This window comes from Streptomyces sp. NBC_00091 (assembly GCF_026343185.1).
In the GTDB taxonomy this organism is placed as follows: domain Bacteria; phylum Actinomycetota; class Actinomycetes; order Streptomycetales; family Streptomycetaceae; genus Streptomyces.
This window is the reverse complement of sequence record NZ_JAPEMA010000004.1, coordinates 46,284-63,736: the sequence shown is the minus strand read 5'-3', so window position 1 is coordinate 63,736 and position 17,453 is coordinate 46,284. Positions and strand designations below refer to the sequence as shown.

General features: G+C 73.5%; 15 protein-coding genes and 1 riboswitch. Of the genes, 12 read left to right on the top strand and 3 right to left on the bottom strand.

Features of this window, described 5'->3' with window-relative positions; translation table 11 throughout:
* The first annotated feature begins 80 nt into the window (after nucleotides 1-80).
* The 5 genes from OOK34_RS33385 (at nucleotide 81) to OOK34_RS33365 (ending at nucleotide 6,505) form a co-directional block, all read left to right on the top strand.
* Nucleotides 81-1,352: an ABC transporter substrate-binding protein gene (locus OOK34_RS33385; RefSeq protein WP_267037914.1), complete on the top strand. Its 1,272-nt coding sequence runs from the start codon at nucleotides 81-83 to the stop codon at nucleotides 1,350-1,352.
* Nucleotides 1,353-1,362: 10 nt separating this feature from the next.
* On the top strand, nucleotides 1,363-4,266 hold the full coding sequence (locus tag OOK34_RS33380; protein ID WP_267037913.1) for an ATP-binding cassette domain-containing protein: 2,904 nt from the start codon (nucleotides 1,363-1,365) through the stop codon (nucleotides 4,264-4,266).
* Nucleotides 4,263-5,045, top strand: a complete 783-nt coding sequence (locus tag OOK34_RS33375) for an ABC transporter ATP-binding protein (protein WP_267037912.1) — start codon at nucleotides 4,263-4,265, stop codon at nucleotides 5,043-5,045. Before OOK34_RS33380 ends, OOK34_RS33375 begins: the two co-directional genes overlap by 4 nt.
* A 166-nt stretch (nucleotides 5,046-5,211) precedes the next feature.
* Nucleotides 5,212-6,054, top strand: coding sequence for an aldo/keto reductase (locus OOK34_RS33370; protein WP_267037911.1), 843 nt, complete (start codon nucleotides 5,212-5,214; stop codon nucleotides 6,052-6,054).
* 25 nt (nucleotides 6,055-6,079) lie between these two features.
* Nucleotides 6,080-6,505, top strand: coding sequence for an RICIN domain-containing protein (locus tag OOK34_RS33365; RefSeq protein WP_267037910.1), 426 nt, complete (start codon nucleotides 6,080-6,082; stop codon nucleotides 6,503-6,505).
* A 15-nt stretch (nucleotides 6,506-6,520) separates the two neighbouring features.
* On the opposite strand, the gene OOK34_RS33360 is transcribed toward OOK34_RS33365, so the two are convergent.
* Nucleotides 6,521-6,826: a 4a-hydroxytetrahydrobiopterin dehydratase gene (locus OOK34_RS33360; RefSeq protein WP_267037909.1), complete on the bottom strand. Its 306-nt coding sequence runs from the start codon at nucleotides 6,824-6,826 to the stop codon at nucleotides 6,521-6,523.
* A 170-nt stretch (nucleotides 6,827-6,996) separates the two neighbouring features.
* On the opposite strand from OOK34_RS33360, the gene OOK34_RS33355 reads away from it, so the two are divergent.
* Complete coding sequence (locus OOK34_RS33355; RefSeq protein WP_267037908.1) at nucleotides 6,997-8,790, top strand: FAD-dependent oxidoreductase; 1,794 nt, start codon at nucleotides 6,997-6,999, stop codon at nucleotides 8,788-8,790.
* Nucleotides 8,791-8,824: 34 nt separating this feature from the next.
* Nucleotides 8,825-9,619 carry a helix-turn-helix domain-containing protein gene (locus OOK34_RS33350; protein WP_267037907.1) on the top strand — a complete coding sequence of 265 codons (795 nt, stop codon included), beginning with the start codon at nucleotides 8,825-8,827 and terminating at the stop codon, nucleotides 9,617-9,619.
* Here the strand turns inward: OOK34_RS33350 and OOK34_RS33345 are convergent.
* The gene (locus tag OOK34_RS33345; protein ID WP_267037906.1) at nucleotides 9,605-10,030 is read right to left on the bottom strand and encodes a hypothetical protein; all 426 of its coding nucleotides are present in this window, start codon (nucleotides 10,028-10,030) and stop codon (nucleotides 9,605-9,607) included. The two genes, OOK34_RS33350 and OOK34_RS33345, sit on opposite strands and share 15 nt — an antisense overlap.
* 441 nt (nucleotides 10,031-10,471) lie before the next feature.
* Between OOK34_RS33345 and OOK34_RS33340 the strand changes: the two genes are divergently transcribed.
* From OOK34_RS33340 to OOK34_RS33330, 3 genes are all read left to right on the top strand, one after another.
* Nucleotides 10,472-11,026 (top strand): toxin-antitoxin system, toxin component, encoded by a 555-nt coding sequence (locus OOK34_RS33340; protein ID WP_267037905.1) that lies wholly within the window; start codon nucleotides 10,472-10,474, stop codon nucleotides 11,024-11,026.
* 162 nt (nucleotides 11,027-11,188) lie between these two features.
* Nucleotides 11,189-12,613, top strand: a complete 1,425-nt coding sequence (locus OOK34_RS33335) for an NAD(P)/FAD-dependent oxidoreductase (protein WP_267037904.1) — start codon at nucleotides 11,189-11,191, stop codon at nucleotides 12,611-12,613.
* On the top strand, nucleotides 12,610-13,794 hold the full coding sequence (locus OOK34_RS33330; RefSeq protein ID WP_267037903.1) for an MAB_1171c family putative transporter: 1,185 nt from the start codon (nucleotides 12,610-12,612) through the stop codon (nucleotides 13,792-13,794). Before OOK34_RS33335 ends, OOK34_RS33330 begins: the two co-directional genes overlap by 4 nt.
* A 16-nt stretch (nucleotides 13,795-13,810) precedes the next feature.
* Here the strand turns inward: OOK34_RS33330 and OOK34_RS33325 are convergent, their stop codons facing one another.
* Nucleotides 13,811-14,656, bottom strand: a complete 846-nt coding sequence (locus tag OOK34_RS33325) for a bifunctional 5,10-methylenetetrahydrofolate dehydrogenase/5,10-methenyltetrahydrofolate cyclohydrolase (protein WP_267038221.1) — start codon at nucleotides 14,654-14,656, stop codon at nucleotides 13,811-13,813.
* A 60-nt stretch (nucleotides 14,657-14,716) separates the two neighbouring features.
* Nucleotides 14,717-14,810, bottom strand: a riboswitch (ZMP/ZTP riboswitch).
* A gap of 56 nt (nucleotides 14,811-14,866) precedes the next feature.
* Here OOK34_RS33325 and OOK34_RS33320 point away from each other — a divergent pair.
* Together OOK34_RS33320 and OOK34_RS33315 are read left to right on the top strand one after the other, a co-directional pair.
* Nucleotides 14,867-15,628, top strand: a complete 762-nt coding sequence (locus OOK34_RS33320; RefSeq protein WP_267037902.1) for a methyltransferase domain-containing protein — start codon at nucleotides 14,867-14,869, stop codon at nucleotides 15,626-15,628.
* 215 nt (nucleotides 15,629-15,843) lie between these two features.
* A complete protein-coding gene (locus tag OOK34_RS33315) occupies nucleotides 15,844-17,421 on the top strand; it encodes an RNA polymerase sigma factor (RefSeq protein ID WP_267037901.1) in 1,578 nt (525 codons plus the stop codon).
* Nucleotides 17,422-17,453 lie beyond the last annotated feature (32 nt).

The following is a 17,453-nucleotide window of genomic DNA, read 5'->3' as shown; positions in this document are numbered from 1 at the left end:
CATTCCATCCCGCCATAAATATTGACGGTGCGTCAGGTCACGCACAGAATGCGGGGATTCCTACCGGAGGGGATCCACCCATGCCGCGACCCATCCGCGCCCTGGCCGCCTCGGCGGCCGTACTCGCGCTCGTCTCCGCCTGCAACTCCGCCTCCACCTCGAACCAGACGATGCCGGGGAAGCCGGGGGACGCGCCCGGGAACACGCGCGGGGTCACCGACAAGACCATCAAGGTCGGCGGGATCGTCTCGATGACCAGCGCCAGCGGCTACAGCAAGAAGGACACCGACCTCGGCGCCAAGGCGCGCTACCTCAGGGCCAATGCCGAGGGCGGGGTCCACGGGCGCAGGATCGACTACACCGGCGCGGAGGACGACGGCCAGGATCCGGGGAAGAACCTGGCGGCCGCGCGCAAACTCGTCCAGCAGGACAAGGTCTTCGCCGTCGCCCCCATGAGCTCGGTCACCTTCTCCGGCGCCGACTTCCTGGAGCAGGAGAAGGTCCCCACCTTCGGCTGGGGCACCCTGCCGTCCTTCTGCGGCCCCCAGCACATCTACGGGTTCAACGGCTGCCTGGTCCCCTCCCCCGGCGGCACCCTCAACCAGACCTGGCCCGAAGGCATCGCCAAGGTCCTCGGCGGGGCCAGGGGCAAGTCGGTCGCGGTCATCGCCAACGACAGCGACGCCGGGAAGTTCGGCATCCGCACCTTCCAGCAGGGCTTCGCCGGCGCCGGGTTCACCGTCTCCTACGCCAAGGCCTCGGTCCCCGCGACGGCCGTCCCCAGCGACTGGAGCGCCTACGTCAAGGAGATCATGGAGAGCGGCGGAGGCAAGGCACCCGACGCCGTCATCTCGGTCATGCAGACGCCCAACAACATCGGCCTCTTCACCGCCCTCAAGCGCGCCGGCTACAAGGGGCTGCTCTCCGACCCGACCGACTACGACCCCGGGCTGCTCGCCAAGGACGCCACCCGACAGGCCCTCGACGGGGTCCACGTACTGCTCCAGTTCGAGCCCTTCGAGTCGGACAGCCCGAAGATGGCGCAGTTCAAGGCCGACATCAAGGCCGCTTCCGGCGGGCAGGACGTTCCGCTGAACATGCACATGCTGACCGGGTACATGTCGGCCGACCTCTTCCTGGCCATCGCCCAGAAGGCCGGCAGGGACCTCACCGTCACGCACTTCCAGAACGCCGCCCAGAGCTTCTCCGACACCGGCACCCTCGTCGGAGACCGGACCGAACCCAAGGGACAGAAGGACAGCTTCGGCTGCGGGGCGCTCGTACAGCTGAAGAACGGACGGTACGAGGTCTCCGTGCCGTTCGCGTGCCACGAGCCGATCCCCTTCAAGTAGGGGCGGCGGCATGGGAGATCTGCTCGTCCTCGTGCTGAGCGGTCTGGTCTCCGGCGCCCTGTACGCACTGCTCGCCACCGGGCTGGTGCTGTCGTACTCGGCGTCCGGGCTGTTCAACTTCGCGCACGGGGCCACCGCCTACCTGTGCGCGCTCACCTTCTACGAGCTGCACTCCGGGCTGGGCTGGCCGGCCGTCCCGGCCGCCCTGCTGGTGGTCTGCGTACTCGCACCCGGGCTCGGGTGGGGCCTGGACCGGCTGATGTTCCGCCGGCTCGCGCGGGTCGGGGAGACCGCGCAGATCGTGGCGACCATCGGCCTGCTGGTGGCGCTGCCGGCGGCCGGGCTGTGGGCGGTCGAGCTGCTGACGGAGGCGGGCGTGGCGCTCAGGCCCGCCGAGAACCAGTTCGGGCTGCCGGGGGTCGGGCCGAGCCCCGCGCGGTCCTGGCAGCTCGCGGACGGGGTCGGCGTGGACTCCGACCAGCTGATCACCTGGGTGGTGACGGCGGTGGTGGCGGCGGCCCTGTGGGTGCTGCTGCGCCGCACCCGGCTGGGGCTGCGGCTGCGGGCCGCCGTCGACAACCGGACGCTGACCGAGCTGCGCGGGATCAGCGCCGACCGGCTGTCGTCGGTGGCGTGGATGATCGCCTCGGGGCTGGCCGGGCTCGCCGGGGTGCTGGCGACCCCGCTGCTGGGGCTGTCGGCGCACGACTTCACCCTGTTCCTGTTCGTGTCGGCGACGGCCGCCGTGATCGGCCGGTTCACCTCCGTACCGCTGGCCTTCGCGGGCGGGCTCGGGCTCGGGGTGGTGCAGAACCTGGTCGCCGGGTACGCGTCCTTCGCCGAGGGGATCACCGGCTTCCGGACGGCGGTGCCGTTCCTGATCCTGTTCGGCGGCCTGCTGGTGCTGACCCGGCGGGCCCGGACGGCCGGGGTCACGGCCGTGGAACCACCGCCGCCCGACCATCTGGCGGGGGCCTCGTGGGGGCGGCGGTGGGGGGTGTGGGCCGTGGGGGCCGCACTGCTGTGCACGGCCTTCTACACCGTCACCACCCCGTTCTGGAGCGGGCTGCTGGCGCAGGGGCTGGCCGTCGGGCTCGTGTTCATGTCCTTCACCGTGGTGACCGGGCTCGGCGCGATGGTCTCGCTGGCGCAGGCCACCTTCGTCACCGGGGCCGCGCTCGTGGCGGGGCTGCTGATGAGCCGGGGCTGGCCCTTCGCGGTGGCGCTGGCGGCGGGGACCTGCGTGGCCGCCGCGCTGGGGGCGCTGGTCGCGCTGCCGGCGCTGCGCCTCGGGGGACGCTCGCTGGCCCTGGCCACCCTGGCCCTGGCGTTCCTCGCCGACCAGGTGCTGTTCCAGATGCGGTGGCTGCGCGGCGGGGACGCCGGGTGGCCGGTGCCGAGGCCGGTGATCGGCCCGCTGGACCTGTCCGACGACCGGGCGCTGGGGGTGGCGCTGGTGGTACTGGTCGCGCTGGTGGCGGCCGGTCTGGGCGCGCTGCGCAACTCCCCGTCGGGGCGGGCGATGCTGGCGGTGCGGTCGGCTCCGGCGGCGGCGATGGCCTCCGGGGTGTCCGTCCTGCGGACGAAGCTGCTGCTGTTCACCCTGTCGGCGGGGCTGGCCGGGTTCGGGGGCGTGCTGTACGCCTCGTACAACACCCGGATCACGGCGACGGACTTCACCGCCATGACGGGGCTGGTGTGGCTGGCGGTGGTGGTCGCGGCCGGGGTCCGGCGGGCGCCGTACGCGGTGGTGGCGGGGCTGGTGTTCGCCGTGGCCCCGCGGGTGCTGGCGGATTACGTGACGGCGTCGGCCCACTTGCCGGTGATCCTCTTCGGCCTGGCCGGCCTGGCCCTCGCCAATGATCCGGACGGGTACTGCGCGGCGATCCCGGTGCGGTTGGCCAAGCGGCGATCCGGGGCCGGGGGCCCTGCGGGGCCTTCCCCCACCCCGCCCCTTCCCGAAACCCGGGGCTCCGCCCCGAGCGCCCGTTCCCGGGGCTCCGCCCCGAACCGGGCGGGGGCTCCGCCCCCGGCTACCGCTGGGGATACCCCCAGCGTCTCGAACGCCGGCGAGGCCGAGATCCAGCCTGCCCGGCGCTTGAGGGCCGGGGTCCGGGGCGGAGCCCCCACGCGGCGGAGCCGCAGATTCGGTACGCCGGGAAGGGGCGGGGTGGGGGAAAGCCCCGCAGGGCCCGGTCCCGCCGCGCGTCCCGACCCAGCGGGGCCCGCCCTGGAACTGTGCGGCGTCACGGCCGGGTACGACGGCGGGCTCGTCCTGCACGGGGTCGATCTCGCCGTGCGCAAGGGGGAGATCCTCGCCGTCCTCGGGCCCAACGGGGCCGGGAAGAGCACCGCCTGCCGGGTCGCCGCCGGGCTGCTGCCGCTCACCGGCGGGACGGTCCGCGTGGCCGGGCGGGACGCCACCCGGGACGGGGCCGTACGGCGGGCGCGGGCCGGGGTGCTGCTCGCCCCCGAGGGGCGGGGGATCTTCCCCGCGCTCACCATCGAGGAGAACCTGGCGCTGTACCTGGAGGACCCCGGCGAGCGGGACGCCGTCTACGGGCGCTTCCCGCGCCTGCGGGAGCGGCGCGGCGTCGCCGCCGGCTCCCTGTCGGGCGGGGAGCAGCAGCTGCTCGCGCTCGCCCCGCTGTTGCAGCGCCCGCCGCGGGTGCTGATCGCGGACGAGCCCTCGCTCGGGCTCGCGCCGCGCGTGGTGGACGAGGTGTACGCGCTGCTGACCGAGCTCCGCGACGCCGGCACCGCGCTGCTGCTGGTGGAGGAGAAGGCCGCCGAGATCCTCGGGATCGCCGACACGGTGGCCTACCTCGCCCAGGGCCGGGTCTCCTGGTGCGGCCCCCGGGCCGAGGTGGAGGCGGACCGGCTCACCGAGGCCTACCTGGGGATGGGGACATGAGCGGTACGGGCGGGTACGTGCTCCGGGCGAGCGGGATCAGTGTGCGCTTCGGCGGGGTCAGGGCGCTGAGCGGCGTGGACCTGGGGATCCGGGCCGGCGAGGTGTGCGGGCTGATCGGGCCCAACGGGGCCGGGAAGACCACCCTGTTCGACGTGGTGTCGGGGATCCGGCGCCCCGACCGGGGGCGGATGCTGCTCGACGGGGTGGACATCACCCGCCGCTCCCCCGTGTGGCGGGCCCGGCACGGGATGCGCCGGACCTTCCAGCGGCAGCAGCTGTTCGGGCAGCTGAGCGTGGCCGACAACGTGCTCGTCGCCCAGGAGTGGCGGGGCGGCGGGGGCGGGCCGGCCGCCGACCTGCTCGCCCTCCCCGCGCGGCGGGCCCGGGAGCGGGCCCGGCGGGAGCGGGGGGAGCGGGTGCTGGCGGACTGCGGGATCGGCGCGCTCGGGTCCTCGTACGCCGGCGGGCTGCCGGTGGGGCAGGCCCGGATGGTGGAACTGGCCCGCGCGGTGGCCGATCCGCCGCGGGTGCTGCTGCTCGACGAGCCCGCGTCGGGGATGTCGGCCCCGGAGCGGGAGCAGCTGGCGCGGGTGGTGCGGCGGCTGGCCGGGGAGGAGGGCTGCGCGGTGCTGCTGGTCGAGCACAACGTGGCCTTCGTGATGGACCTCTGCGCGCGGGTCGTCGTCCTGGACCTGGGCGCCGTCCTCGCCGAGGGCACCCCGGCCGAGGTCCGGGCGGACCCCCGCGTCCGGGAGGCGTACCTGGGCACGGCGGCGTAGGCCGTCCCTTCCCCGGCGGCGCGGCGGGGGCGGCCGTCCGGGTGGTGGGGCGGGGTGGGGGGCTGGTGGCGGGAATAGGGTGGGCGGCAGGCCGGTTGCCGCCCCGCGTACGCCGTGGCGCGGCGCGGCCACACCGCACCACCGAACCCGAGGGAACGAACGAGACGTGAACCAGGTGCCCGCCGTCCGGCTCAACAACGGCACGTCCATGCCCCAGCTCGGCTTCGGCGTCTGGCAGGTGCCGGACTCCGAGGCGAAGAAGACCGTCGCGACCGCACTGGAGGCCGGCTACCGCAGCATCGACACGGCGGCGGCCTACGGCAACGAGCGGGGCACCGGCAAGGCCCTGGCGGCCTCCGGGGTGCCGCGCGGGGAACTGTTCGTCACCACCAAGCTGTGGAACAGCCCGAAGCACCGCTGGGGCCGGGACGAGGTGCTGCGCGCCTTCGACGACTCGCTCGGCAAGCTGCGCCTGGACTACCTCGACCTGTACCTGATCCACTGGCCGCGCCCGATGCGGGACGACTTCCTGACGATCTGGCAGACCTTCGAGGAGATCGCGGCGAGCGGCCGGGCCCGGGCGGTCGGCGTGTCGAACTTCCGTCCGGAGGACCTGGAGCGGCTGCGTACCGTGAGCCCGCTGGTCCCGGCCGTGAACCAGATCGAGCTGCACCCGCTGTTCCCGCAGGCCGAACTGCGGGCCCTGCACGCCTCCCTCGGCATCGCCACCGAGGCCTGGTCCCCGCTCGGCCAGGGCAAGGAGCTGCTGGCCCTGCCGGCGGTGGCCTCGGTGGCCGCCAAGCACGGCCGCAGCCCCGCGCAGGTGGTGCTGCGCTGGCACCTGCGGCTGGGCAACATCGTGATCCCGAAGTCGGTGACCCCGTCCCGGATCCGCGAGAACCTGGACGTCTTCGGCTTCGAGCTGGACGCGGACGACCTGGCGGCGCTGGACGCGCTGGGCGCGGGCGGCCACCGGATCGGGCCGGACCCGGCCGTCTTCGACAACTGAGGCAACCGAGTCAACTGAGGAACACGTGATACTCCCTGACGGGATCTACCGGATCCGCAACGTGGACAGTGGGCTGGTGCTCCAGCTGGAGGGCGCCTCCCGGGTGCGGGTGGGCCCCGACGGGCCGCCCGCTCCGGCCGCCGCCCGCCGGTGGCGGATCTCTCCGGTGCACAGCGGCGGCGGGATCTTCCACGTGGTGAGCGAGGACAACGGCCGGCGCCTGGACGTCGCGAACGCCTCGACCGACAGCGGTGCGCGGGTGCAGGTGTGGCGGGCCAACGCCTTCGGCGCGCAGGAGTGGCTCGTGGAGGAGCACCTGGACGATCCGGGGGTGGTGTCCCTGGTCGCGTGCATCAGCGGGCTGCTGCTGGAGGCCGACGGCGAGGGACGGGCCCGGCAGGGCGAGGACACCGACTCGCCCTCCCAGTGGTGGCGGCTGGAACCGGCCTGACCCCGTTCGGAGGCGTCAGCTCGCTCCGTGGGCGGGGGCGAGGGCTTCGACGCGTTCGGCGAGGGCGAAGTCCTGCTCGGTGACGACACCGCCCGCGTCGTGGCTGTTCACCGAGAGGCGGACGGTGTTGTAGCCGAGGGTGAGGTCCGAGTGGTGGTTCAGCTCGTCCTGGACCACGGCGATGTGGGCGACCAGGGCGCTCGCGGCCCGGTGCGTGCCCACCCGGTACGTGCGCCGGATCCGGTCGTCCTCGAAGGCCCAGCCGGGAAGTTCCCGGAGCCGGTCCTCGATCTCCTTCTGCGAAAGCGGTTCGCTCGGCATCCGCTGTCTCCTTCCCCGTGATGTGCAGTCAGCTTTCCACAGCGCACGCCGTGGTGAACCTTTCCCGCCATAGTGCGCCCGAGTGCTTCGCAGCGCTTCCGGGCCCTTGCCGCTCCCCCTATGCTCCTGCGCCGGACCAAGCATTACCACCGGTAACAAGGAGGCGGGGCATGACCGGCACGAGCGGTACGGGCAGTTCGAGGCGTGCGTTCATCGCGGGTGCGGCGGCCGCCGCCGGCGCCCTCCCGGCCCTGGGGGCCGGCGCGGCACCGGCCGCGGCGGCGGCCGGCCCACCGCCCCCGAACGGGCGCCGCGTCGCCGTGCTCGGCGGCGGGGTGGCCGGGCTGACCGCCGCGCACGAACTCGCCGAACGCGGCTACGCCGTCACGGTGTACGAGCGCCGGGCGCTCGGCGGCAAGGCCCGCAGCATGGACGTGCCCGGCAGCGCCCGGGGCGGCCGCAGACCCCTGCCGGCCGAACACGGGTTCCGCTTCATCCCCGGCATCTACCACAACCTGCCGGACACGATGCGGCGCATCCCCTTCCCCGGCAACGCGGGCGGCGTGTGGGACAACCTCGTGGCCCCGCGCGAGATGATGTTCGCCCGGGCGGCCGGCCGCGAGGACCTGCGCGCACCCATCCCCTGGCCCGGCCACTCCCCCGCCGAGCTGACGCCCGACGAGCTGCGGCGCGCCCTGACCGGCATCCTGCAGTCCCTGGTCCGGCTCCCCGCGCACGAGACGGCGTACTTCGTCAACCGCGTGCTGGTCTTCCTCACCAGCTGCGACGAGCGCCGCGACGAGGTGTGGGAGCACACACCGTGGTGGGAGTTCACCCGGGCCGCGCAGATGTCGGCCGAATACCAGCGCATCCTGGCCGTGGGCATCACCCGCAACATCGTGGCCACCAAGGCCGAGGAGGCCTCGACCCGTACGGTCGGCACCCTCGGGGAGGCCTTCGTCTGCAACGCGCTGGGCCGGGGCGCGGACGGCCCGCCGGACCGGATCCTCAACCTGCCGACGAACGAGGCCTGGATCGACCCCTGGGAGCACCACCTGCGCTCCCTCGGCGTGGAGTTCAGGATCGGCTGGACGGTCCAGGAGGTGCGGTACGCGGACGGCCGCGTGAGCGGGGTCGGAGCCCTGGACCCGGACGGGGCACGGCAGACCGTCACCGCCGACCACTACGTCAGCGCTCTGCCCGTGGAACACGCCCGCCGCACCTGGAGCGCGGGGCTGCGGGCCGCCGACCCGATGCTGGGGCGCTGCGACCTGCTGCGCACCGACTGGATGACCGGCATCCAGTTCTATCTGACCGAGCGCGCCCCGCTGGTGCACGGACACCTCAACTGCATCGACTCGCCCTGGTCGTTGACGGCGATCCAGCAGGCCGAGCACTGGCCGGCCCGGGACTTCCCGGCCGACTACGGCGACGGCGCGGCCGTGGACTGCCTGTCGGTGGACATCTCGGAGTGGGACAAGCCCGGGATCCTCTACGGGAAGACGGCCAAGCAGTGCACCCGGGAGGAGGTGGCGCGCGAGGTGTGGGCGCAGCTGAAGGCCTCCCTCAACGACACCGGGAAGACCCCGCTGGCCGACCGCGTCCTGCACTCCTGGTTCCTGGACCCGGGGGTGGACGGGCTGGGCACTCCGCGGCCCACCAACCAGGACGAGCTGCTGATCCACCCGACCGGCACCTTCCACAACCGGCCGAGCGCGGGCACCCGCATCCCCAACTTCTTCCTCAGCGGGGACTACGTGGCCGTCGACATCGACCTGGCGACGATGGAGGGCGCGAACGCCTCGGCCCGCGCGGCCGTCAACGCCCTGCTGGACCGGGAGGGTTCGGCGGCGGCGAGGTGCGCGGTGATCCCGCGCTTCCGGCCCCCGGAGCTGGAGTCCGCCAAGCGGCACGACCTGTGGCGCTACCGTCTCGGCCTGCGGAACGTCTTCGACCTCGGCTGAGCCCGGCCGGCCCCGCTCGGCTACCGTCGTGGGCATGACCACCACGACGCCCACGGTCGGTGCCCTGCTCCGCGCATGGCGGGAGCGGCGCGGGATCAGCCAGCTGGAGCTGGCGGGCCGCGCCGACTCCTCGTCGCGGCACATCAGCTTCATCGAGACGGGGCGGTCCCGGCCGAGCGAGGAGATGGTGCTGCGGCTGGCCGACCGGCTCGACGTGCCGGTCCGGGAGCGCAACGCGCTGCTGCTGGCTGCGGGTTACGCCCCGCACTACGCGCAGACGGCGCTGGACGACCCGTCGATGGAGACACTGCGCGAGGGCATACAGCGGCTGCTGACGGGATACGAGCCCTATCCCGCGCTGGTCGTGGACGCCACGTACGACGTCGTCGCCGCCAACCGGGGCATCCTGATGCTGCTGGACGGACTGCCGCAGCACCTGCTGACCCCGCCGCTGAACGCCATGCGGATCACCCTGCACCCCGAAGGCCTGGCCCCGAAGATCCGCAACCTCGAGGAGTGGCGCGGGCACCTGCTGGCCCAGATGGAGCGCCAGATCGCGCTGGCCCGGTCCGAGCCGCTCCGTGCGCTGTACGAGGAGGTGTCGGCGTATCCGGTCGCCGAGCGTCCGGGCGACCGCGAACCGGACGAGCCCGTCCCGTACATCGCGCTGCCGCTGGTCATCGAGCACGACGGCCACCTGCTGTCCTTCGTGTCGTCCATCGCGACCTTCAACACGCCGATGGACGTGACCGTCGCCGAGCTGGCCATCGAGACGATGCTCCCGGCCGACCCGGCGACGGTGAAGTACCTGCGCTCACTCGGAGACTGAGGGGACTGAGCGCAGGGCGAGCTGCTGGAGCAGGGCGAACGAGGCGACGGTGAGGGCCTGCGCCGGGATCCACACGGTCCCGGCGGCGGTCGGCGAGAACCACACCACGAGGGCGACCAGACTCAGCGCGGCCCAGGCGTAGTTGGTCTCGACGACGGCCTTCACGGCGAGTGCCGGGGGCTGGCTGCGCGAGGCCAGCCAGCCGACCGCGGCGCCGTACAGCACCAACAGGACGCCGAGCTCCAGCAACAGCCCCTGCCCGACCCCGAGCAGCCGCCCCAGCGGGGCGGAGAAGGCGACGTACGCGAGCCCGTTGCCGGTGGTGACCACGGAGTCGAGGGCGAGGAAGCGGCGCAGCACGGTCTGCGGAACGGTGGTGCGGGCGATGCTGCCGAGCAGGGTTGCGGACACGGTGGATCAGCCTCCGTCGAGGTCGAACGGCCAGGTGGGAGACGGGCCCCGGAGCCGAGTGCGCGGCCCCGGAACCCGATGACCCCACTGTGCCGCCGGGCCCCCCGCGCGGTCGATTACCTCCGGGGTCATGGCGGCGGACGGGCCGCCCCCGCGCGGGCCGCGGGGGCCGGTGGCGGGAAGTCTGGGGGATGCGGTGGTTAGGGGCGGGACCGGCGGTTAGGCTTCACCGCACCGAGCCACCGAACGTCCTGCCGACATACGGAGAACCTTCCGGTGCGAGCCACCGCCCGAACCGACCCCACCGCGGCGGCCGGGCGCCGCCGCGTCGTGGCGCCGGCGGACGTGGCAGGCCTGACCGGGCGACAGCCGCGGACCGCCCGACCCGGGGCCGGGAAGCCGGCGCCCACGGACCCGTACTACCGCCGAGGGGGAAGCGCCATGAGGACCACACGGACCATGCGGAGGCTCGGCGCCGAGCTGCTGGCGGACGCGCGGCTCACCCGCCCGGCCGGGGCCGCCGAGATCATCGGGGCGCTGTGCGCGGCCTTCGGGCGCCGCAGCGGCCGGCCGGTGGACTACCACTTCGCCCCCTTCCCGCCGGAGACCGCCAGCGGACTGTGGCTCCAGCTCGAAGATCGCGACCTGGTCGTCGTCGAGGCCCGCACCCGGCCCGAGCACCAGCTGGTCATCGCCTGCCACGAGCTGTGGCACATCGAGGAGGGCGCCTGCGACGGCCACGGCCTGACGGTGGCCGCACGCCTGACGGGACCCCGCGGCAGCCTCGCGGAGCTGCTGCGCCCGGACTCCGCGCTGGAGTGCGTGATCCGGCAGGCGGCCGCCCGCGCCGACCACGAGGACCCGGCCGAGATCCGGGCCGAGACCTTCGGCCTGCACCTCGGCAAGATCCTCAAGGCCTTCCTGCCCCCACCCCGGCAGGAGCCCTTCTCGGAGGAGATCGAACGGATCAAGTCCTCGCTCGGCTGGAGCCGTTGAGCGCGTCCCGCCCGACGCCCGCTCCCACCCGCGCCGCCCCTCCGCCCCCTCCCCCGCCGCCGCCTGCGCCCACCTCCTCCGCCCGCCACCTCCTCCGCCCGCCGCCTTCACCCGCCCGCGCCGCCGCCCGGGGCCGCGCGGTCCGACAGAGAGCACCACGCGATGCACCAGTCCTCCCCGCAGCGCCATGCCGTCGTCATCGGCGGCAGCATGGCGGGCCTGCTCGCGGCCGCCGTCCTCGCCGAGCACGCGACGGTCACGATCATCGACGCCGACACCCTGCCCGAAGGCCCCGTGCCCCGGCGCGGGCTCCCGCAGGCCCGGCACGTGCACGTCATGTGGTCGGCCGGAGCCCGCGCCATCGAGGAGATCCTGCCCGGCATCACCGACGACTGGACGGCGGCCGGCGCGCTGCGCCGCAGCCTGCCCACCGACCTGGTGTCGATGACCGCCCGGGGCTGGCTCCCCCGTGGCGGCGAGACCCAGTTCAACATCTCCTGCGGCCGCGACCTGCTCGACTCGGTGGTCCGCCGCCGGGTGACCGCCCTCCCGGGGGTCACCACCCTCCAGCGGAGCCGGGTGCGGTCCCTGGAGGGCACGGCCGCCCGGATCACCGGCGTCCGCGCCGACACCCCCGAGGAGCAGGGCCGGCTGCTCCCGGCCGACCTCGTCGTCGACGCCGGCGGGCGCGGGTCCCGGGCCCGCGCCTGGCTGGAGGCGCTCGGGGTGCGCGGTATCCGGCAGGCCGAGGTCGACTCCGGCCTGGTCTACGCCACCCGCGTCTTCGAGGCGCCCGCCGAAGCCCACGAGCTGGGCTTCCCCATCGTCAACGTCCAGTCCGACCCCCGGGTGCCCGTGCCGGGCCGGACCGCGACGATCGTCCCGATCGAGAACGGCCAGTGGCAGGCCACCCTGTCCGGCACCCGCGGCGGCCGGCCCACCGACGACCCCGACGCCTTCGTCCCCTTCGCCAGGAGCGTCCGGGACCCCGTCGTCGGCCGGCTGCTGGAGGGGAGGAAGCCGCTCACCGGCGTCGCCGTCACCCAGAGCACCGCGAACCGCCGCATCCACTTCGAGCAGGCGGACCTGCCCGACGGCTTCTTCGCCGTCGGGGACTCCGTCGCCACCTTCAACCCGGTCTACGGGCAGGGCATGACCGTCGCCGCGCAGGGCCTGCTCGCCGTCCGCGCCCTGCTGCGCGCCGGGGACCCGGCCCGGCCCGGCTTCGGCAGGGCCGCACAGCGCGCCCTCACCCCGCAGGTGGCCGCCGCCTGGGAGCTGGCCACCTCGCAGGACATCCGCTACCCCGGAGCCACCGGCACGAAGCCGAAGCCGGGGGCGGGGCTGCTCGACGCCTACGTCGGCCGGCTGGTGGCGGGGGCGAGCACCGAGGAGCGGCTCACCGGCGCCTTCTTCGAGGTCATCACCATGTCCAGCCCGCCCACCGCCTGGTTCCGGCCGGAGGTGGTCTGGCGGGTGCTGCGCACCTCCGGCAGGGACGCCCCGACGGCTCCGCCGCTGACGGCGGCCGAGCGGGCGGTCGCGGGCCTCGACGGAGCCGGCACCTCTGGCCGGTCCCGGTGGTGAAGGACGGCCTGACCCTCTACCTGGCGGGCTCCGTGATGGTGCTGGCCCTGCTGATCAAGGCCCCGGCGCTGCGCCGGGGCTGGGACCAGCCGCTGATGCGGGCCGTCTGCGCGCTGCTGGCGGTCGGCTGCCTGCTCACCTTCCTGGCGGCCCCGCCGTCCCTCGCGGCGGTCAACGACCTCACCGGTGTCGTCAACTTCGCCGCCCCGCTGGTGTACGGCGTCCTGACCGCCTTCTCGGGGGCCTCGATCGTGCTGATCCTGCACTGGGCGGGAGGTCCGGCGGCGGTCCTGCGGCGGGCGACCTGGCTGACGGTGGGGGTGTTCGGCGCGGTCACCGTGCTGATCGTGGTGCTGTTCGTGATCGGTGACGCGCCGGTGGAGCGGCTGCGGGACCTGGACACGTACTACGCCAACACGCCGTGGCTGCGCGAGATGATCGTCTGCTACCTGCTGGCGCACACCGCGGGCAGCGCCGCGCTGAGCCTGCTCTGCCTGAAGTGGATGCTACGGGTCGACCCCGCGCTGCGGCTGCTGCGGACCGGGCTGGCGCTGCTCATGCTGGGCGGGGTGATGGACCTCGGGTACCTCGTCGCGAAGTGGGCGGCGGTGGGTGCCCGCTGGGCGGGCCACGACTGGGACGCCCTGTCCACGTACGTGGCCCCGCCGCTGGCCTCGGCGGCGGCGCTGCTGGTGGGCTCCGGGTTCATCGTCCCGATGGTCGGCGGCTCGGCGACCTGGCGGGACTTCAGCCAGTACCGGCGGCTGCGCCCGCTGTGGAAGGCGCTGCGCGGGTTCGCGAGCCGCAATGTGGCGACGGTTCCGCTGACCTGGTGGTCGCCGGTCGGGATCCGGCTGATCCACCGCGAGTCGGTGATCGACGACGGGCTGCTGGCCCTCGCGGGCTGGTTCGACCCCGCCGTACGGTCGGCCGCGTACGAGGCCGCGCGCCGCCAGGGCCTGGCGGAGGCGGGTGCCTCCGTGGTGGCGGACGCGGCCATGCTCGCCGCCGCCTGCCGGGCGCGGGCCGCCGCCGAGCGGGCGGGGGACCCGGGTCCCGGGCCCGCGGACCCGGCCCCGTACCGCCTCGACAGCCAGCCGATGGCCGCACTCGCCCGCGCCTTCCGCAGCTCGCCCATCGTGGCGGCGGCCCGCCAGGGGGTCCCGGCGGGCCGCTCGTAGGGGGTGGCCTTGTGGGTCAGAGCTCGTCGAGGTCCAGCCCGGCCTGGGCGGCGGCGGCCTGCACGGTCTGCTCCAGCAGGACCGCGATGGTCATCGGGCCGACACCGCCGGGCACCGGGGTGATCAGGGAGGCGCGGGCGGCGGCCGACTCGAAGTGGACGTCGCCGACGTTGCCCTCGTTGTACCCGGCGTCCAGGACGACCGCGCCGGGCTTGATGTCCTCGCCCCGGATGAACTCGGCCTTGCCGACGGCGGCGACCAGGACGTCAGCCTGGCGCACGATCGAGGGCAGGTCCTGGGTGCGGGAGTGGCAGTAGGTGACGGTGGCGTTCTGCTCCAGCAGCAGCATCCCGGCGGGCTTGCCCAGGATCGCGCTGCGGCCGACCACGACGGCGTGCTTGCCGGTGAGGTCCACCTCGTACTCGGCGAGCAGGCGCATGATGCCGCCGGGGGTGCAGGAGACGAAGCCGGGCAGGCCGAAGCCCATGGCGGCGAAGGAGTGCATGGTCACACCGTCGACGTCCTTGCCGGGGGCGATGGCCTCGAAGGCGGCGCGCTCGTCGATGTGGTGCGGGACGGGGTGCTGGAGCAGGATGCCGCTGATCTCCGGGTCCTCGGAGAGGGCCGTGAGGGCGGCGACGAGCTCCTCGGTGGTGGTCTCGGCCGGCAGCTCCACGTGGCGGGAGGTGATCCCGGCCTTGGCGCAACGGTTCTGCTTCATCCGTACGTAGGTGACGGACGCGGGGTCCTCGCCCACCAGGACGGTGGCCAGACAGGGGGCGGTGCCGGTGCGCTCGGTGATCTTCGCCGCCAGGGCGGCGGTCCGCTCCGAGACACGGCGGGCGAGGCCGGTGCCGTCCATGAGCTGGGCGGTGGCGGTGGGGGCAGTCGTCACGGGGTCTCCTGAACGTCGCTGCGGATCGCGGTTCGCCCAGGCGCGCGGCAGACGACGTACAGAGGTACGCCGGGCCGCTCCCCGGTGGTGATCCACCCGAACGCCAGTCACGGCCCGGTCCCACTGTAGTCGAGATATCGGGTGGTTGACCGGGGCCCGGGCTGGGACGATCGAGACATGACGCGCACTTTCGACCATCTCGTCGCCGAGGCCGAGTCCGTCTCCGTGGACGGCTGGGACTTCTCCTGGCTCGACGGCCGGGCCACCGAGCAGCGGCCTTCCTGGGGCTACCAGCGGCTGCTGGGCGAGCGCCTGGCCCGGGTCCGCTCCGCCCTGGACATCCAGACCGGCGGGGGCGAGGTGCTCGCCGGGGCGGGCCCCCTGCCCCCGCTGATGGCGGCCACGGAGTCCTGGCCGCCGAACATCGAACGGGCCACCCGGCTGCTGCACCCGCTGGGCGCGGTCGTGGTCGCGGACACCGACGAGCCGCCGCTGCCCTTCGGCGACGAGGCCTTCGAGCTGGTCACCAGCCGGCACCCGGTGACCATCTGGTGGGACGAGATCGCCCGGGTGCTGACACCGGGCGGCGCCTACCTCTCGCAGCAGGTGGGTCCGGCCAGCGTCTTCGAGCTCGTCGAGTACTTCCTCGGCCCGCAGCCGGAGGAGGTCCGGCGCGGCCGCCACCCCGACGACGCGGTCGCCGACGCCACCGGCGCCGGCCTGGAGATCGTCGACCTGCGCTCCGAACGGCTGCGTACGGAGTTCCACGACATCGGAGCCGTGATCTACTTTCTCCGGAAGGTGATCTGGATGGTGCCCGGCTTCACGGTCGGGCAGTACCGGGACCGGCTGCGGGAGCTCCACGAACGGATCGAACGCGAAGGTCCGTTCGTCGCGCACACCGCCCGTTTCCTCATCGAGGCCCGCAAAAAGGGCTGACGAAGAGGGCGGACGGATCCACGCCGGATCGGTTGCGCGGCCACAGCGTGGCGCAGGTCACTCAATTCAGCGCGTAACGAATCGACTCGGGCATGCGATGAACCGACAGGTGTCCTCGCGCGGCCCCGGAATACAGACCCCCCTCGGGTCTGTTTCCCGAGTTCGCGCGATGATGTCCCGCCCACCCCTTATCTGTTCGCAACGAGAGGCTCCTTGTGTCGCTCAGCCCGTCCCGTACGTTCCCTCCGGAGATCGCCGAATCCGAGGCCCTGGTAGCGCTCGTCGAGCGCGGCCGCGAGCAGGGTCACATCAACGGTGACGATGTCCGCCAGGCCTTCGAGGCCGGCCGCATCCCGGTGGACCAGTGGAAGCGGGTCCTGCGCAGCCTGAACCAGGTCCTGGACGAGGAGGGTGTCGCCCTCCACGTCAGCGCCGCCCCCGCCACCAAGGCTGCTGCCAAGAAGCCCCGCAAGGCAGCCGCCGCCCCCGCCCGCACCGTGACGAAGAAGGCCGCCGCGCCGCGCCCCATCGGCGCGCGCAAGGCCTCGGCCACCGCTCCGGCCGCCGCCGCGGCGATATCCGCTCCGTCGGCCGCCGCCGGGGAGGAGGTGTCGGCCGAGGCCGGCGCCGAGCCCAAGAAGCGCGTGGTCAAGAAGACCGCGGCCAAGAAGGCCACGGCCACCAAGAAGACCGCCGCCACGAAGAAGGGCGCCAAGGACGCCGACGACGGCGAGACCCCGGCCGCCGAGGGCGAGGACTGGGCCGTCGAGGACCTCGCCGACGAGGCCGAGGAAGAGGCCCCCAAGGCGAGCGGCACCCAGGGCTTCGTGCTGTCCGACGACGACGAGGACGACGCCCCGGCGCAGACGGTCATGGTGGCCGGCGCCACCGCCGACCCCGTCAAGGACTACCTGAAGCTGATCGGCAAGGTGCCGCTCCTCAACGCCGAGCAGGAGGTCGAGCTCGCCAAGCGCATCGAGGCGGGCCTGTTCTCCGAGTACAAGCTCGAAGAGGAGGAGGACCACAAGCCCGCCTTCAAGCGCGAGCTGGAGATCCTGGTCGAGGACGGCCGCCGCGCCAAGAACCACCTGCTGGAGGCCAACCTCCGCCTCGTGGTCTCGCTGGCCAAGCGCTACACCGGCCGCGGCATGCTCTTCCTGGACCTGATCCAGGAGGGCAACGTCGGTCTGATCCGCGCCGTGGAGAAGTTCGACTACACCAAGGGCTTCAAGTTCTCCACGTATGCGACCTGGTGGATCCGGCAGGCGATCACGCGTGCCATGGCCGACCAGTCGCGCACCATCCGCATCCCCGTGCACATGGTCGAGATCATCAACAAGCTCGCCCGTGTGCAGCGCCAGATGCTCCAGGACCTGGGCCGCGAGCCCACCCCGGAGGAGCTGGGCAAGGAACTCGACATGACCCCCGAGAAGGTCATCGAGGTCCAGAAGTACGGCCGTGAGCCGATCTCCCTGCACACCCCGCTGGGTGAGGAGGGCGACAGCGAGTTCGGTGACCTCATCGAGGACTCCGAGGCGGTCGTGCCGGCCGACGCCGTGTCCTTCACCTTCCTCCAGGAGCAGCTGCAGTCGATCCTGGGCACGCTCTCCGAGCGTGAGGCGGGCGTGGTCTCCATGCGCTACGGCCTGAACGACGGCCAGCCGAAGACCCTGGACGAGATCGGCCGCGTGTACGGGGTCACCCGTGAGCGCATCCGCCAGATCGAGTCCAAGACCATGTCGAAGCTGCGCCACCCGTCGCGTTCGCAGGTCCTGCGCGACTACCTGGACTGATCCCGCCGCAGCACGAAGGAGGCCCGCGCCGT

Coding starts and splice junctions, on each gene's coding strand:
- OOK34_RS33335 (WP_267037904.1), top strand. CDS start 11,189: ATGCACCAGTCCTCCCCGCAGCGCCATGCCGTCGTCATCGGCGGCAGC.
- OOK34_RS33385 (WP_267037914.1), top strand. CDS start 81: ATGCCGCGACCCATCCGCGCCCTGGCCGCCTCGGCGGCCGTACTCGCG.
- OOK34_RS33360 (WP_267037909.1), bottom strand. CDS start 6,826: ATGCCGAGCGAACCGCTTTCGCAGAAGGAGATCGAGGACCGGCTCCGG.
- OOK34_RS33320 (WP_267037902.1), top strand. CDS start 14,867: ATGACGCGCACTTTCGACCATCTCGTCGCCGAGGCCGAGTCCGTCTCC.
- OOK34_RS33375 (WP_267037912.1), top strand. CDS start 4,263: ATGAGCGGTACGGGCGGGTACGTGCTCCGGGCGAGCGGGATCAGTGTG.
- OOK34_RS33350 (WP_267037907.1), top strand. CDS start 8,825: ATGACCACCACGACGCCCACGGTCGGTGCCCTGCTCCGCGCATGGCGG.
- OOK34_RS33355 (WP_267037908.1), top strand. CDS start 6,997: ATGACCGGCACGAGCGGTACGGGCAGTTCGAGGCGTGCGTTCATCGCG.
- OOK34_RS33380 (WP_267037913.1), top strand. CDS start 1,363: ATGGGAGATCTGCTCGTCCTCGTGCTGAGCGGTCTGGTCTCCGGCGCC.
- OOK34_RS33325 (WP_267038221.1), bottom strand. CDS start 14,656: ATGGACGGCACCGGCCTCGCCCGCCGTGTCTCGGAGCGGACCGCCGCC.
- OOK34_RS33340 (WP_267037905.1), top strand. CDS start 10,472: ATGAGGACCACACGGACCATGCGGAGGCTCGGCGCCGAGCTGCTGGCG.